At 71.7% G+C, this 14,612-nt stretch carries 14 protein-coding genes; 5 read left to right on the plus strand and 9 right to left on the minus strand.

The window, feature by feature from the left end:
- Positions 1–84 precede the first annotated feature (84 nt).
- The 3 genes from DEP02_RS15035 to DEP02_RS15045 form a co-directional block, all read right to left on the minus strand.
- Positions 85–1,017 carry an endonuclease domain-containing protein gene (locus tag DEP02_RS15035; protein WP_112467830.1) on the minus strand — a complete coding sequence of 311 codons (933 nt, stop codon included), beginning with the start codon at positions 1,015–1,017 and terminating at the stop codon, positions 85–87.
- Positions 1,018–1,108: 91 nt separating this feature from the next.
- On the minus strand, positions 1,109–1,312 hold the full coding sequence (locus DEP02_RS15040) for a DUF397 domain-containing protein (RefSeq protein ID WP_112467831.1): 204 nt from the start codon (positions 1,310–1,312) through the stop codon (positions 1,109–1,111).
- On the minus strand, positions 1,293–2,144 hold the full coding sequence (locus DEP02_RS15045) for a helix-turn-helix domain-containing protein (RefSeq protein WP_112467832.1): 852 nt from the start codon (positions 2,142–2,144) through the stop codon (positions 1,293–1,295). Before DEP02_RS15045 ends, DEP02_RS15040 begins: the two co-directional genes overlap by 20 nt.
- Before the next feature lie 206 nt (positions 2,145–2,350).
- Here DEP02_RS15045 and DEP02_RS15050 point away from each other — a divergent pair, with 206 nt between their 5' ends.
- Together DEP02_RS15050 and DEP02_RS15055 are read left to right on the plus strand one after the other, a co-directional pair.
- Positions 2,351–2,542 carry a hypothetical protein gene (locus DEP02_RS15050; protein ID WP_112467833.1) on the plus strand — a complete coding sequence of 64 codons (192 nt, stop codon included), beginning with the start codon at positions 2,351–2,353 and terminating at the stop codon, positions 2,540–2,542.
- The gene (locus DEP02_RS15055; RefSeq protein ID WP_232839125.1) at positions 2,539–2,961 is read left to right on the plus strand and encodes an ATP-binding protein; all 423 of its coding nucleotides are present in this window, start codon (positions 2,539–2,541) and stop codon (positions 2,959–2,961) included. The genes DEP02_RS15050 and DEP02_RS15055 overlap by 4 nt, the downstream gene beginning before the upstream one ends.
- Before the next feature lie 67 nt (positions 2,962–3,028).
- On the opposite strand, the gene DEP02_RS15060 is transcribed toward DEP02_RS15055, so the two are convergent.
- The 4 genes from DEP02_RS15060 to DEP02_RS15075 form a co-directional block, all read right to left on the minus strand.
- On the minus strand, positions 3,029–3,229 hold the full coding sequence (locus DEP02_RS15060) for a hypothetical protein (protein ID WP_112467834.1): 201 nt from the start codon (positions 3,227–3,229) through the stop codon (positions 3,029–3,031).
- Between the two features lie 221 nt (positions 3,230–3,450).
- On the minus strand, positions 3,451–6,399 hold the full coding sequence (gene afsR, locus DEP02_RS15065; RefSeq protein ID WP_112467835.1) for an SARP-family global regulator AfsR: 2,949 nt from the start codon (positions 6,397–6,399) through the stop codon (positions 3,451–3,453).
- Positions 6,400–6,622: 223 nt separating this feature from the next.
- A complete protein-coding gene (locus DEP02_RS15070; protein ID WP_112467843.1) occupies positions 6,623–7,021 on the minus strand; it encodes a nitroreductase/quinone reductase family protein in 399 nt (132 codons plus the stop codon).
- Between the two features lie 13 nt (positions 7,022–7,034).
- Positions 7,035–8,558 (minus strand): CehA/McbA family metallohydrolase, encoded by a 1,524-nt coding sequence (locus DEP02_RS15075; protein WP_112467836.1) that lies wholly within the window; start codon positions 8,556–8,558, stop codon positions 7,035–7,037.
- Between the two features lie 20 nt (positions 8,559–8,578).
- Here DEP02_RS15075 and DEP02_RS15080 point away from each other — a divergent pair, with 20 nt between their 5' ends.
- The 3 genes from DEP02_RS15080 to DEP02_RS15090 all read left to right on the plus strand — a co-directional run bounded on the left by DEP02_RS15080 (position 8,579) and on the right by DEP02_RS15090 (position 13,058).
- Positions 8,579–11,164 carry a bifunctional FO biosynthesis protein CofGH gene (locus DEP02_RS15080; RefSeq protein WP_112467837.1) on the plus strand — a complete coding sequence of 862 codons (2,586 nt, stop codon included), beginning with the start codon at positions 8,579–8,581 and terminating at the stop codon, positions 11,162–11,164.
- A gap of 105 nt (positions 11,165–11,269) precedes the next feature.
- Positions 11,270–11,836: a L,D-transpeptidase gene (locus DEP02_RS15085; RefSeq protein ID WP_112467838.1), complete on the plus strand. Its 567-nt coding sequence runs from the start codon at positions 11,270–11,272 to the stop codon at positions 11,834–11,836.
- Between the two features lie 103 nt (positions 11,837–11,939).
- Complete coding sequence (locus tag DEP02_RS15090; protein WP_112467839.1) at positions 11,940–13,058, plus strand: ADP-ribosylglycohydrolase family protein; 1,119 nt, start codon at positions 11,940–11,942, stop codon at positions 13,056–13,058.
- Positions 13,059–13,198: 140 nt separating this feature from the next.
- On the opposite strand, the gene DEP02_RS15095 is transcribed toward DEP02_RS15090, so the two are convergent.
- Positions 13,199–13,390 (minus strand): DUF397 domain-containing protein, encoded by a 192-nt coding sequence (locus tag DEP02_RS15095; protein WP_112467840.1) that lies wholly within the window; start codon positions 13,388–13,390, stop codon positions 13,199–13,201.
- Between the two features lie 182 nt (positions 13,391–13,572).
- Positions 13,573–14,430: a helix-turn-helix domain-containing protein gene (locus DEP02_RS15100; protein ID WP_112467841.1), complete on the minus strand. Its 858-nt coding sequence runs from the start codon at positions 14,428–14,430 to the stop codon at positions 13,573–13,575.
- Between the last annotated feature and the right edge of the window lie 182 nt (positions 14,431–14,612).

Here is a 14,612-nt window from a genome sequence, read left to right on the forward strand (position 1 = left end):
CCCCACGGCCACGCCACCACCCCACGGCCACGCCACCACCCCACGGCCACACCAACCCACCCCCACACCCCGACCCAACCCCCCTCACCGCCCCCTCGACAGCGCCGCCCGGATCTCTTCGATCATGTAGGTCGGGCGGTGGAAGATGTCCTCGGCGGTGAAGCGGAGGAGGTTGCGGATCTCGGGGCACTGGAGGATCTGGTTGTAGCGGGCGACGTCCTGACGGTGGGAGTTGCGGGTGCCGTGGTAGGCGTAGCCCTCGATCTCGACCGCCAGGCCCGCCGCACGGAAGAGGAAGTCGAGACGTACTCGGCGTCCGGCCGGGGTGATGAGTTCGGCCTGTGACTCGGGGTGGAGGCCGGCGTCGTGCAGGCGCAGTCGGGCGATCGTCTCGGCCGGCGAACCGGCGTGCGGGTCGCACAGCCGCAGCCAGGTGTTCGCCCGAGCCGTGCCCCGGGAGCCCGCTTTCGCTCCCAGCGTGGCCGCGATCGCGGTGACGTCGGTGAGTGGTGGACGACGGACGCCGTCCACCGTCCGGTACCCGAGTGCGGAGTCCACGGCGACGATCGCGTCGTCCCTCGGGCCGGTCCGGAGGAGATCGGTGAGGGTGCGGCGCACGCCGGTGAGCCGGAGGCCGTGCCGGACCTCGGCCACCTCGGCCGGTTCCACGTGCATGCGGTGCACCCGTACGCCCGTCTCACTGCTGCGCACGGTGCGCCCGGAGTCGATGAATTCCAAGGACGCCCCGGCACCCCCGCCCAGCGTCTCGATCCGCCAGAGCGCCGCCGCCGAGCGGTGGCTGGCGACGAGCTGTGGCCTGACGAGCTGCACCGCCCGCAGTCGCGTGGCGAGTTCCGGGGTGCTCCCCGGCTCCGCCCAGGCACCGGCGTACAGCCGGATCCAGCCCTGCTCCCGAAGCTCCCGCGTCAGGGTGCGCCGGGGCCAGCCCGCGTCGAAGGCGCGCGAGGTGAGCAGGACGCCTCCGTCGAGCAGTTCCCGTAACGGTTTCCGTTCCACACCGCAAAGATCGCAGGAATCTGCGAGGCCTCACGTGTCCTGTGGACAACTGTGGACAACCGGGCCCGGCTCTCCCCGAGGAGCGACCCGGTCAGCCCTTCAGGGAGGTGAGGAAGGAGTCCCAGGCGGGGGTTCGGAAGAGGAGTACGGGTCCGCATGCCGCGCTCTTCGAGTCGCGGACGGGGATGACGCCGGGGAGGCCAGAGGCGACCTCGACACACTCGCCGCCGGTGCCGTTGCTGTAGCTGCTCTTGTGCCAGTGGGCGGCGCTCAAGTCAGTTTCGTGGCTTGCCATGTCGATACTCCTCTGCCGCAGCCTCGATCATCGCAAGGGTCACCTCAGGCGGCAGTGCGGCGGCCCTGAGCAGATCGTACGACTCCCGGTACTGCTTCACGAGCGGTGGATAGTCGATGAGTTGGCCGCTGTGCAATGCCTCGGTGTACACCACGGGAGGGGCGTCGGCGAAGGTCATGATCCTGGTCGTGCCCATCATGAATGGGTGGACAGCCGAGGTTTGCGGAACGATCTGCAGAAGGGAGTGAGTGGTCCTGACTACCTGCGCGATGTGCTCCAGCAGCTCCGCCATCTGCTCACCGGGGAGTACAGGACGGCGGATCAGCGACTCGTCCAGGATCGCCCAGAACTTCGGCGGGTTCTCCGCGTCGAAGAGCGCCGCCCGCGCCCTCCGGGCGGACACCTTCTCCTCGACCTCCTCGTCCGAGGCCCGGGGCATGGCCGCACGGACGATCACCCGTGTGTAGGGCGCTGTCTGGAGCAGGCCGGGCACGATCATCGGCGCCCAGTCCTCGATCGTCTCCGCGTGCTGCTCCATCTCCGCGACGTCCGTGAAGTACTCGGCGTGCCCGGACTGCCGTGCCTTGCGGGCGTCTTCGCAACGCCGCTTGAAAAAGCCGTCCGTCTTCAGCACGTTGTCGACGTGCCGGGCCAGGTCCAGCGGCATGCGCCGCTCGCCGCGCTCGATCTGGCTCAGGAACGGGACGCCGCGAAAGCTTCCCTCCGCCAGTTGTTCGAGGGTGAGGCCCGCCAGTTCCCGCTTGTAGCGCAACTCCGCGCCGTAGAAGGAAGGGACGTTCGCCGACGCGTCGGGGTCCTTGCGTGGGGGCACAACACATCACCGCCGTTTGCCAGTTGCGCTTGCGTAGCCGAAAGCCCTTCTACGTTACGCAAAACGACGTCACTGTGTGACTGATTCATCACAGAGCGCACGGAAGGTGTACGTCGATGCAGCCGCCCCACGCCCAAGCCCAAGCCCAAGCCCACGCCCAAGCCCAAGCCCACACCCAGGACCCCGACCGTCCGACGCCGTACGACATGACTCTCTGCGTCGAGGAGCTGCGCGACGCGCTCGCCGCGCACGGGATCACGCTGCCCTCGCTGCGTGTGGACCTGCCGAGCTTCGCGGCGGCGTACCGGCCGCCGGCCGGTCTGATCGCGCTCGGCAACTGCAACACCGCCACGGCGCGGAAACTGGCGGAGGTCGTCCGGAAGGCGGCCGGGCATTGAACGCGCCTGCTCTGCCGCGTCTCCAACTCGAACTGCTCGCCGTCCCCGAGGCCGTGCCCAAGCTGCGCGGGGCCGTACGCGAGTTCCTGGGGGGACCGTGTCCCGATGTCGGCCTCTGCGTGACGGAACTGGTCGGCAATGTCATCCGGCACGTGGGGGAGGGCGCCCCGGTACGGGTACGCGTCGCACGGGTGGGCGGCCGGATTCGGATCGAGGTCACTGACCCCGATCCACGTGCACTCCCCGTCCTCGTGCACGCGACCGACGACGACGAGTCCGGCCGGGGCCTGTCCATCCTGGACGCCGTGGCGCTGCGGTGGGGTGTGGAACAGGAGGGGGAGGCGGGCAAGACGGTGTGGTGCGAGCTGGATGCCGGCGGTACGGACTCCGGCGGTGACCGACGGGAACTCCGTCCCTGACACACTTCGGCCGCGGCGGCTCCCCCTCGGTGCCGCCGCGGCCGATCCCGTGTGGAGATGGGTCGGTTCAGGCCTTCTCGTCCGTGGCGTGGACGTTGTCCGGCGTGGCCGTGCCGGTGTTGTCGGCGGTCGGCTTCAGCGGTTCGCTGGTGGCGTGCACGTTCTTGATGGTGACCGGCTCGCTCGTGGCGTGCACGTTGTTCGTGGAGGCATCGCCGGCCGGCTCGTCCGTGGCGTGCACGTTGTCGGTCGTGTTCTGGTCGCTCATCTCGCTGGCTCCCCTGCAGTGTTGTGCGATGGATGGGCGGGATCCGCCCGGCAACTCCCCCGTGGGCTGCCGGGCGGACCTCGCTGGGCCGGTTCACCTTAGAGGGGCCCACCGGCGTCGTTCCGTCTGCCCCCCGACACGACGGCTCGACACAGTCGAGAGTGCCGGACGGCGATAAACGAACGATGAACGCGCGTGCCCGGTGGGGCCGTGCCCTGCTGTCAGCCCACGGCGGCCGGCTGCAACAGCCGCCTGACCTCCCCTGCTTCGGGTGCCGACAGGCACTCGAAGATCTCGAGTGCCTTGGTCCAGCACACCTGGGCCCGGTCGATCTGGCCGATGCCGTGGAGAGCCCGGCCGAGCACGGTGAGAACATTGCCGCGGCGCCACTCACCGCCGATGCCCCGCAACAGCGTCAGTGCGCTCTCGGCGTTCACCGCAGCCCTGGCCGGTCGACGGGCAGCAAGGTCGAGCTCGGCCAGCCGGAACAGGGTCATGCCCTCCCACAGGCGCTGACGGCTGTCCCGGAACACCTGAAGAGCCTGGTCCAGGCACTCGGTGGCTTCCGGCAGCCTTCCGCTCTGGGTGAGGGCGAGGCCCAGCGCGTACCGGCCGTTGGCCCCCTTCAGGGCATGCCCCATGTCGTCGTACATCGCCGTACCCTGCCGGGCCAGCGTCACCGCGCTCTCCGTACGCCCTGTTGCCAGGTGGATGCGGGACAGGTTGCACAGGGCGCTCGCCTCACCGGGGCGGTCACCGAGGGCCCGGAAGCTCTCGATGGCGTGGGTGAAGTGTTCCTCGCCCTCCTCGTGCCGACTCTGGTACAGCGCGACCACACCGCTGATGTTGGACGACCAGCAGGCAGTGAGCGGGTCGTCGGCCTTGCGTGCCAACTCGGTCGCCCTCTCCGCCTCCTGGAGAGCGACGTCGAACCTGCTGCCGGAGATGTGGTGCACGAAGGCCAGGGTCGTCAGCGCCCGCGTAGCCGTCCGGACGTCCCCGGCTTTCTGCGCAGCGTCGTGCAGCAATTCGGCGACTGCCTCGTACTCCTTGGAGTTGGCGCCGGACTCCGCCAGGTCGACCGCCGCCCACAGGACGTCCACGGCACGTCGCAGCATCCCCGGCTGCTGGGCGGACTGGCGTACACACGCCAGCAAGGAGACGGCCTCGGAGTACAGCCAGTCCTGTGCCGCGTGCCGGTCCGAGAAGGTGAGCCCCGCGTACTCCGCGCGCTCCAGGTGGTCCACCAGGCGGTCTCCGGGACGTTCGATCAGGTAGACGCCGGCGACGGTCGCCAGATAGAAGTCCAGCAGCCGCGACATCGCCGCCTCCCGCTCGCTCGGCGGGTGTTCGTCCCGTTCCGCGCACGCGCGGGCGTAGAGGCGGACCAGGTCGTGGAAGCGGTAGCGGCCGGGAGCCGCGGATTCGAGCAGAGACGTGTCGACCAGGGACTCCAGGAGGTCCTCCGTGTCCTCCACCGGGAAGTCGAGGACCGCCGCCGCGGCGGCCAGGGAGATGTCCGGGCCATCGGCCAGGCCCAGCAGGCGGAAGGCGCGGGCCTGGGCCGGCTCCAGCTGGCCGTAGCCCAGTTCGAAGGTGGCCTTGACCGCCAGGTCGCCCGCCTGGAGTTCGTCCAGGCGCCGCCGCTCGTCGGCGAGTTTCGCCGCCAGGACCGAGACCGTCCAGGTGCGGCGGGCGGCCAGCCGGGACGCCGCGATGCGGATGGCCAGGGGGAGGAAGCCGCAGGCGGCGACCACGTCGAGCGCCGCCTCGCGCTCGCTTGCCACCCGTTCCTCGCCCACGATCCTCGTGAAGAGCTGCAGGGCCTCCTCCGGGCTCATCACGTCCAGGTCCACCAGGTGCGCCCCCGCCAGGTCCACCATCCGCACCCGGGACGTCACCAGCGCCGCGCAGCCCTCCGTGCCCGGAAGCAACGGCCTCACCTGGGCCGCGTCCCGCGCGTTGTCCAGCAGGACCAGGACCCGGCGGCCGTCCAGGACCGAGCGGTACAGCGCCGCCCGCTCCTCCAGCGAGTCGGGGACGGCCGCGTCCGGCGTGCCCAGCGCGCGCAGGAACGACCCCAGCACCGTCTCCGGTTCGGCCGCCCTCGGTCCGGCGCCCTGCAGGTCGACGTACAGCTGGCCGTCCGGGAAGGCGGCCCGCGCCTGGTGGGCCACGTGGACGGCGAGCGTCGTCTTGCCCACGCCGCCGATCCCGGCCAGCGCCGACACGGCCATCACCCGGCCCTCGGCGGAGGCCAGCACCTCGCTCAGCTCGGCCACGAAGGAGGTGCGGCCCGTGAAGTCGGGGACTGTGGCCGGAAGTTGAGCAGGGCGGACGGGCGCCGCCGCCGGTTCGGTCACCGGGGAGGACGGTTCGGCGAGGGCCGGGTCGGCCTGGAGGATGCGCTGTTGCAGTTCGCGCAGCTCGGGGCGGGGATCCACGCCCAGCTCGTCCGCCAGCAGGCGTCTGGTGTCGGCGTACACCGCCAGCGCCTCGGCCTGCCGGCCGCTGCGGTACAGCGCCAGCATCAGCAGCTCGCGCAGGCGTTCGCGCAGCGGGTGCGCCGCCGTCAGCGCCGTCAGCTCCGAGACGGCCTCCGCGTGGCAGCCCTGTTCGAGGTCCATGTCCAGCCGGGATTCGAGGAGTTGGAGCCGCCACTCCTCCAGGCGGACGCGCTGCGCCTCCGCATACGGGCCCGGCACCCCGGCCAGCGCCTCCCCGTCCCACAGGGCGAGCGCCCGCCCCAGCACCTCCCGCGCCCGGCACAGGTCCCCGGCCGACCGGGCCTTCTCGGCCCGGGCCGCCCACTCCTGCGCCGCCGTCAGGTCCAGCGCGCCCTCGCTCAGCCCCCGCACGGCGTATCCGCCGGACTCGCTGACCAGCACACCGGCGCCCAGGACCTTCCGCAGCCGGGAGGCGTACGTCCGTACCGCCGCCAGCGCCTGCGACGGCGGCTCCTCGCCCCACAGGGCGTCGATCAGCTCGGCCGCGGTCGCGGTACGGCCCTCGCGCAGCAACAGCGCGGCCAGCAGGGCGCGTTGCTGCGGGGATCCGGTGGCCAGCGGCTCCTGTCCGCGCCAGGCGCGCACCGGTCCGAGTAGGCCGAAGCGCAGCGTCGCCGACTGCTCGGGACCCCCCTGCTCCGGTACTCGCGGTACACCGTCCATCGCTGCCCCCTGGCCCCTGCCGAACCGTTCTCAACCGAGAGGCCAGTTTGCCTTGTTCATGGCAGATGCGTCAGCTCCCGGAGGCGGCGATCACAGGCCGCCGCGGTCCGCGTCACAAGGTCCGCACATCCTCTCCGCACGCTCTCTGCGGGCACGGCGGGGCACCCGAGGCGATACCCGAGGCGATCGCCGAGTCCCTGCGCGCCCACCGGGAGGGTCTGCCTCAGCGTCGCTTCAGGGCCACCCGTACCGTCAGCAGATCCGTCCCCAGCGCCCGTACCGCGGCACTGTTCAGCCGGGGCAGGCCGCGCAGGCGGGCGACGGGGTCGTCGCCGGGAAGGAGATGCGCGGTCCCTTCGTACCAACGGCCGCGGATGCGTACCCGGACCCGGGGGTCGGCACGGATGTTGCGGACGTACTGGGAACGTTCGCCGAACTCCGAGACCAGCCAGAAGGAGTCACCGACGCGGCGACCGCCCACCGGGGTACGGCGGGGCAGGCCGGAGGTGCGGCCCGTGGTCTCCAGGACCGTCTGGAGCGGCAGACGGCGCAGGACGGGGTTGGCGACGTGCCGCTGGAACGTTGTGACGGCCCGGTGCTTGAGGTCGGCGTAGCGGGACATACCGGCAAGCATGTCACTCGTTCCCCAGGAAGATCGGGTTCGTGAGCGCCGCCATCACCCCCGGCAGCGGCCCCACCGCCGTCTCGTGGCGCACCTCGGCCCGTACGTAGGCCGCGTGGGCCGGTGTCGTACGCCACTCCACGATCCCCGAGCCGGAGACCGGCAGGGGAGCACTGGTCAGCAGTACGCCCTGGTCGGTCACGAAGCGGACCGTGCAGCGGGGGACGCCGGAGGCCTCCAGGCGGACGGTCACGGGGGTGTCCCGGTCCACGTGCAGCCGCTCGCCGATGCCCGTCCGCTCGTCCTCGTCCTCGCCCCCGTCGCCGGTCGCGGTGAACCGCAGCGACACCTTCCGCGACTCGGCCACGTAGGAGCGGCCCGCGCGGATGCCCGCCAGGACGGCCTCGCGGGTCAGGTCGTCGGCCAGGACGACCGTCTGGGGCATGCCCACCGCGTCCGGCGGCCGGTGGGCGTCGCTGTTGCCCATCGCCGGCAGCCACCTGCCGCGGCCTTCCCGCACCGAGGCCACCAGCGTGTTGTCCCACTGGGCCAGCGCCACCTCGTCGTCCGGGGTGAAGGGACCGTTCCACACCTCCACCGCGTCCGCCTCGCCGAAGCCGAACTTCCAGCCGCAGCCGACGCAGGTGGCGTGCGGATGGGCCGGTACGACCAGCCCGCCGGCCCGGCGGATGTCCCGGGCGACCCCGGCCCAGCGGTTGTCGCGCGCCCGGTAGCGCCAGTCGACGAAGGTGCCGGGCTCGGTCCCCAGGGCCAGGACATGGCCGTTCCTGGTCGTGACCTCCTCGCCCAGCATGATCAGCAGGTCGTCCCCGGCGAGGTCCGCCCAGTGCGGGTGCGAGGCGTGGGTGTTGTGCTCGGAGCTGTTGATGAAGTCCAGCCCGGCCGCCCTGGCCCCCGCCGCGACCCCGGCGGGGGTGCGGCGGCCGTCGGAGTGCCAGGAGTGGATGTGGCAGTCGCCCCGGTACCAGTCCCGGCCGCGCCCCTCGGCCCGCTGCGGCGGGTACACCGGCGGTACGGCCGTCCCCGGCGCCCCGTACGTCAGCGTGACCGTGAGCTCGTACGACAGGCCCTGCGGGGCCACCGTGTACGGGCCGAGCGCGACGTACCAGGTCCCCGGGCCGACCGGCCCCGGAACGTACCCCGGCGTGGCACCGTCCGCACGGAGGAAGAACTCCGGCCGCGCCCCGCCCGACCAGCCGCGGAAGCCCCGGCCGTCCGGATCGGTGCCGCGCTCGTCGAAGACGCCGATGTCGAGCGCGTTGCCGGGAGTGCCGGCCGGGACGGACGGTCTGTCGTAGGTGTACGAGACCCTGATCTCCCGTACCCCGGAGGGGACTTCGACGGGGACGTACACGTAGTCCGGTGAGCCGGCCGGCAGGGCGCCGCGGATCGTACGGGTCTCCTGGTCGCCGTCCGTGGCCCCGGCGCCGCTCGCGAAGGTCACGCCTCCCAACGTAGGCGCCGTGACGGCACCTGTCGTGCCCGGAGACCGGGAACGTCGGTTTGCCCTGATCACGACGCCCGTATGCTCGAAGAATGACGACTTCCGCGGCCTCCGGAACCGGCCCCACCGAGAACTCCATGCGTCGCGCCCTCAAACGTGCCCGGGACGGCGTCGCCCTCGATGTCGCCGAGGCGGCGGTGCTGCTGCAGGCCCGTGGCGAGCACCTGGGCGACCTCACGGCCTCCGCCGCACGGGTGCGGGACGCGGGGCTGGAGGCCGCCGGGCGGCCCGGTGTCATCACCTACTCCAAGAGCGTGTTCGTCCCGCTGACCCGGCTGTGCCGGGACAAGTGCCACTACTGCACGTTCGTCACCGTGCCCGGCAAGCTGCGCCGCGCCGGGCACGGGATGTTCATGTCGCCGGACGAGGTGCTGGACATCGCCCGCAAGGGTGCCGCGCTCGGCTGCAAGGAAGCCCTGATCACCCTCGGCGACAAGCCGGAGGACCGCTGGCCGGAAGCGCGCGAATGGCTGGACGCGCACGGCTACGACGACACGATCGCCTACGTCCGCGCCGTCTCCATCCGCATCCTGGAGGAGACCGGCCTGCTGCCCCACCTCAACCCGGGCGTCCTCACCTGGACCGACTTCCAGCGCCTCAAGCCCGTCGCCCCGTCGATGGGCATGATGCTGGAGACCACGGCGACGCGGCTGTGGTCCGAGCCGGGCGGCCCGCACCACGGCTCCCCGGACAAGGAACCCGCCGTACGGCTGCGGGTGCTCCAGGACGCCGGCCGGTCCTCCGTGCCCTTCACGTCCGGCATCCTGATCGGCATCGGCGAGACGTACGAGGAGCGCGCGGAGTCGCTCTTCGCGCTGCGGAAGGTCTCCCGCGCCTACCACGGCATCCAGGAGCTGATCATCCAGAACTTCCGGGCCAAGCCGGACACGGCCATGCGCGGCATGCCGGACGCCGAACTGGACGAACTCGTCGCCACGGTGGCCGTCGCCCGGCACATCATGGGACCGAGCGCCTGCCTGCAGGCCCCGCCGAACCTCGTCGACTCCGAGTACGAACGGCTCATCGGCGCCGGCATCGACGACTGGGGCGGCATCTCCCCGCTCACCATCGACCACGTCAACCCCGAGCGCCCCTGGCCGCAGATCGGCCGGCTCGCCGAGAAGTCGGCGGCGGCGGGCTTCGAACTGCGCGAACGGCTCTGTGTCTACCCGGAGTTCGTCACGCGCGGCGAGCCCTGGCTGGACCCCCGCCTGCTCCCGCACGTGCGCGCACTGGCCGACCCCGCCACGGGCCTCGCCCGCGCGGACGCGACCGTCCAGGGCCGGCCCTGGCAGGAGCCGGACGAGGCCTTCACCGCCACCGGCCGCACCGACCTGCACCGCACCATCGACACCCGGGGCCGCACCGCCGACCGCCGCGACGACTTCGACGAGGTCTACGGCGACTGGGGCGCCCTGCGCGAGGCGGCCGCCCCCGGCATGACCCCCGAGCGCATCGACACCGACGTACGAGCCGCCCTGCGCACGGCCGCCGACGACCCGACGAAGCTGACCGACGCCGAGGCCCTGGCGCTGCTGCACGCCGACGGCCCGGCCCTGGACGCGCTGTGCCACGTCGCGGACGACGTCCGCAGGTCGGCCGTCGGCGACGACGTCACCTACATCGTCACCCGGAACATCAACTTCACCAACGTCTGCTACACCGGCTGCCGTTTCTGCGCCTTCGCCCAGCGCCGCACGGACGCCGACGCCTACACGCTGTCCCTGACGCAGGTGGCCGACCGAGCCCAACAGGCCTGGGACGTGGGCGCGGTGGAGGTCTGCATGCAGGGCGGCATCCACCCGGACCTGCCCGGCACGGCGTACTTCGACATCGCCAGGGCGGTGAAGGAACGGGTCCCGGGGATGCATGTGCACGCCTTCTCGCCCATGGAGGTGGTCAACGGAGCGACCCGCACCGGCATGTCCGTCCGCGAGTGGCTGACGGCCGCGAAGGAAGCCGGCCTGGACTCCATCCCCGGTACGGCCGCCGAGATCCTCGACGACGAGGTCCGCTGGATCCTGACCAAGGGCAAGCTGCCCGCGGCGACCTGGATCGAGGTGGTGACCACCGCGCACGAGCTGGGCATCCGGTCGAGCTCGACGATGATGTACGGCCACGTCGACCAGCCCCGCCACTGGCTCGGCCACCTGCGCACCCTCGCCCGCATCCAGCAGCAGACGGGCGGGTTCACGGAGTTCGTCACTCTCCCCTTCATCCACACCAACGCCCCCGTCTACCTGGCGGGCATCGCCCGCCCCGGCCCCACGACGAGGGACAACAGGGCGGTCACGGCGATGGCCCGCCTCCTCCTCCACCCGCACATCCCCAACATCCAGACCAGCTGGGTCAAGCTGGGTGCGGAGGGTGCCGCCGAGATGCTCCGCTCCGGCGCGAACGACGTCGGCGGCACGCTCATGGAGGAGACGATCTCCCGCATGGCGGGCTCCTCCTACGGCTCGTACAAGTCGGTCAAGGAGCTGATCGCGGTGGCGGAGGCGGCCGGCCGCCCGGCCAAACCCCGCACCACGGTCTACGGCGAGGTCCCGGAGGAGCGGCAGCGGGCGGCGGCGGCCTCGGACGGCCACCTGCCGGAGCTGCTGCCGGTACTGGACTGAGCCGGTACCGGATCGAACCGTGCGAGCGGTCGCCCACACCGCCCGCAGTACGATGATCCAACCCCCGCCCGAGGGGCCGAGTAGCAGTCGAGGAGATGCGTGCCCATGCCTGCCCGAATACCCTCGTGGGCCTGGGTCAGCGGACTGACCGCAGGCGCGGTCGCGGCGGTCGTCGTGCTCGCCGTACAGGCCGACCAGGGCCCGCACCCCACGGCCTCGGCCGCCCGTCCCCGGCCCGCGCCCTCGGCGAGCGCCCAGCCCTCCGCCACCCCGAAGCCCCCGGCCCCGCCGGCGGTCCCGGCCGACTCGGGGACGGGTCGCCGGATCGTCTACGCCCTCGCCCAGAAGCGGGTGTGGCTGGTCGACGCGGGCGACAAGCCCACCCGCACCTTCCCGGTGTGGCCGGGCACGGTGAGCCCGGACCCCGACTCCTACACGATCTCCCAGCGCGTCCCCGCGACGACCGGCTCGGACGGCGTGCAGATCGAGCACATCATGTACTTCGCGGGCAAGTCGGGCGTCTTCATCGCCTTCAGCAACGCCGTCGACGGCTCCTCGCCCCCACCCGCCGCCTCCGGCACCAGGACGGGCGGCGTCCGCATGGGCAAGGACGACGGGGCCGCCCTGTGGACGTTCGGCGCGAAGGGGACGCGGGTCGTGGTCGTCGAGTAGCGTCACCGGCCTCCCCCTTGCGGCCGCTCCCTGAACAGGCCGTTCCCGTTCGATTACAGTGGCGAGCTGTCGTACGTACGGACGGTGCCGCGGGGAGGTCTGGGTGGGTACGACGTCCGGTGCCGTCTGGGGGCGTGCCGAGCAGCAGGACTTCCGCAGCCGGGTGCGGGGGACGTTGCTCGGGGTGGCCGTGGGGGACGCGCTCGGGTCGCCGGTGGACGGGCTCGACCTCGGGGGGATACGGGAGGCCCACGGGGGCGAGGGGATCGTGGATCTCGCGCCCGCCTACGGGCGGCGCGGGGCCGTCACCCACTTCACGCAGCTCACGCTCTTCTCCGTCGACGGACTGATCCGGGCGCAGGTGCGGCGCGACACCGGGGCCTGGCATCCGCCCACCGATCTGCACCGGGCGTACCTGCGGTGGGCCGCCACCCAGCGGGACTGGGGGCCCGACGAGCGGCGCAAGGACGACGGGTGGCTGGCGCGGGAGGAGTGGCTGTACGCCCGCCGGGCCCCTGCCCGCGCGCTCCTCGTCGGGTTCGGGGACGACACCATGGGCACCCTCGACGCACCGAAGAATCCCGCCGAGGCCGGTCCCGAGGCGGCCGTCCGGTCGGTTCCCTTCGGGCTTCTCGTCGGGTGGGAGCCGCAGCTCGTCGTACAGCTCGCCGTCGAGTGCGCGGCGCAGACCCACGGGCATCCCACCGCCGGTCTCGCCGCCGGCGCGTACGCCGTGATCGTGCACGCCCTCGCCCTCGGCGACGGGCTCGACGGGGCCGTGCAGAAGGCGCTGGCGCTGCTCGCCGCGCGGCCCGGGCACCAGCCCGTGTCCGACGCCCTGCGCCACGCGCTCGGCGCGGTGCGGCAGGGCATGCCCGGTCCGGCGCTGGTGGAGGAACTGGTCGGGGAGGGGACGGCGGAGGGGGTGCTCGCCGTGTCCGTGTACTGCGCGCTCGTCGGCGAGGACGTACGGCACGGGCTGTGCCTGGCCGTGAACCAGAGCGGGCCCTCGGGCGCTGCCGGTGCCCTCACCGGCGGGCTGCTCGGGGCCCTGTACGGCGAGACGGCCCTCCCGCCGGCCTGGCTGGCCGAGCTGGAGGGCCGTCCCACTCTGCTGGTCCTGGCGGACGACTTCGCGATGGAGATGACCCAGGGCCCCGCACTGCACGGGCCCACCGGATCGTCTCCGGGGTGGCTGGCGCGCTACCCGCGCGGGGCCTAGCCGGCCAGGTTCCCCGCAGTTGGGTGCCTGGGCGCCCGGGCACCGGCGGAGCCCCCTCGGCAAGGACGGCGGGCTGGTCGGGAGGACTCTTCGACTGGTGCTTGTTCCGGTCGCCGGCCTCTGGCGGCCTCTGCCGGCCTCTAGGCCTTGACCGACGCCACGAAGGTGTTCCACGCGTCGGCGGGGAAGCCCAGCACCGGGCCCTCGGGGACCTTGGAGTCCCGGACCGCCATGGCCGCGGCCACCGGTGACTTGACCTCGACGCATGCGCCGTTGCCCGTGGAGTACGAGGACTTGGTCCACGTCTGGACGGCGCCCTGACGAATTGCCATTTCTGCTCCGGATTGCCAGTGGAGTGGTTTGCGCCAACGTTCTTGCTCGATGGCGTGATCGACGCTACTCGCCACTCTCGGCATTCGACGCGGCTGTTCACCCTTACGGATGGCATATTCCGGCGGGACTTCCGCCTTGGTTCGGTGAACTGTAAACTGCGGCAGTTTTCCGTCGGGGGTGTTCAGTTCTCGTAGTCCTTCGCGATTTTGGCGATGAACTGCCGCGACTGCTCCACGTTCAGCGCCTGCGCCCGCAAGTGCTCGTACATCACGCTGTACTTCTGCACGTCGTTCGCCTTCTCCAGGTACAGGTCGCTGGTGACGCCCTCGATGTAGACGACACTGGAATCCGCCGCGTCCGGGAACTCCAGGATGGCGTACTGGCCGTTGAGACCCGGGTGGGCGCCCATCTCGAAGGGGATGACCTGCACGGTCACGTGCGGCAGCCGGGACTGCTCGACCAGGTGCTCCAACTGCTCCCGCATCAGGGACCGGTTGCCGACCGCCCGGCGCAACGCGGCCTCGTCCAGGACCGTCCACAGGCGCAACGGGTTCTCGGCGGCGGAGATTCGTTCCTGCCGGCGCATCCGGACCTGGACGCGCTTCTCGATGTCGGCGGGCGCGGTCTCCGGCAGGGCACCGGTGATCAGCGCCTCCGCGTACTGGCGGGTCTGCAGCAGACCGGGGACGACCTGCGGGTCGTAGATCCTCAGGCTCGCCGCGTCCGTCTCCAGGCCGATGTAGACGCTGTAGGGAATGTCGCCGAAGGAGTGCCACCAGCCCTGCTGACGCGAGTCCTTGGCCATCTGCATCAGCGACTCGACGACCCGGTGGTCCTCCACCTCGTAGACCCCGCACAGATCGCGCACATCGCGCTGGCTGATGCTGCGCCGGCCGTTCTCCAGGCGGCTGATCTTCGACTGTGACACCAGCAGTCTCTCGGCCACCTCTTCGGCCGTCATGCCCTTGAGTTCGCGAAGTCTGCGCAGCTCCTGGCCCAACCGGCGCCGCCTGACAGTGGGATTGACATTGGACGCCACGGGACGTGCACCTCCGGCCGCATGCCTCTACTTTGCGTATCTGCTGGTGAGCAGACTGCCACCAAGGTGCTTCCTACCGCTGGGAAACGTCGGATATGCAGCGGTCGCAAGGAAATTGGGGTATCAGTACCCGGCCGAGCGGGGCGGCGGGACACGTACGGACTCGTACGGTCCCGCCGCCC

Source organism: Streptomyces triticisoli (assembly GCF_003270085.1).
In the GTDB taxonomy this organism is placed as follows: domain Bacteria; phylum Actinomycetota; class Actinomycetes; order Streptomycetales; family Streptomycetaceae; genus Streptomyces; species Streptomyces triticisoli.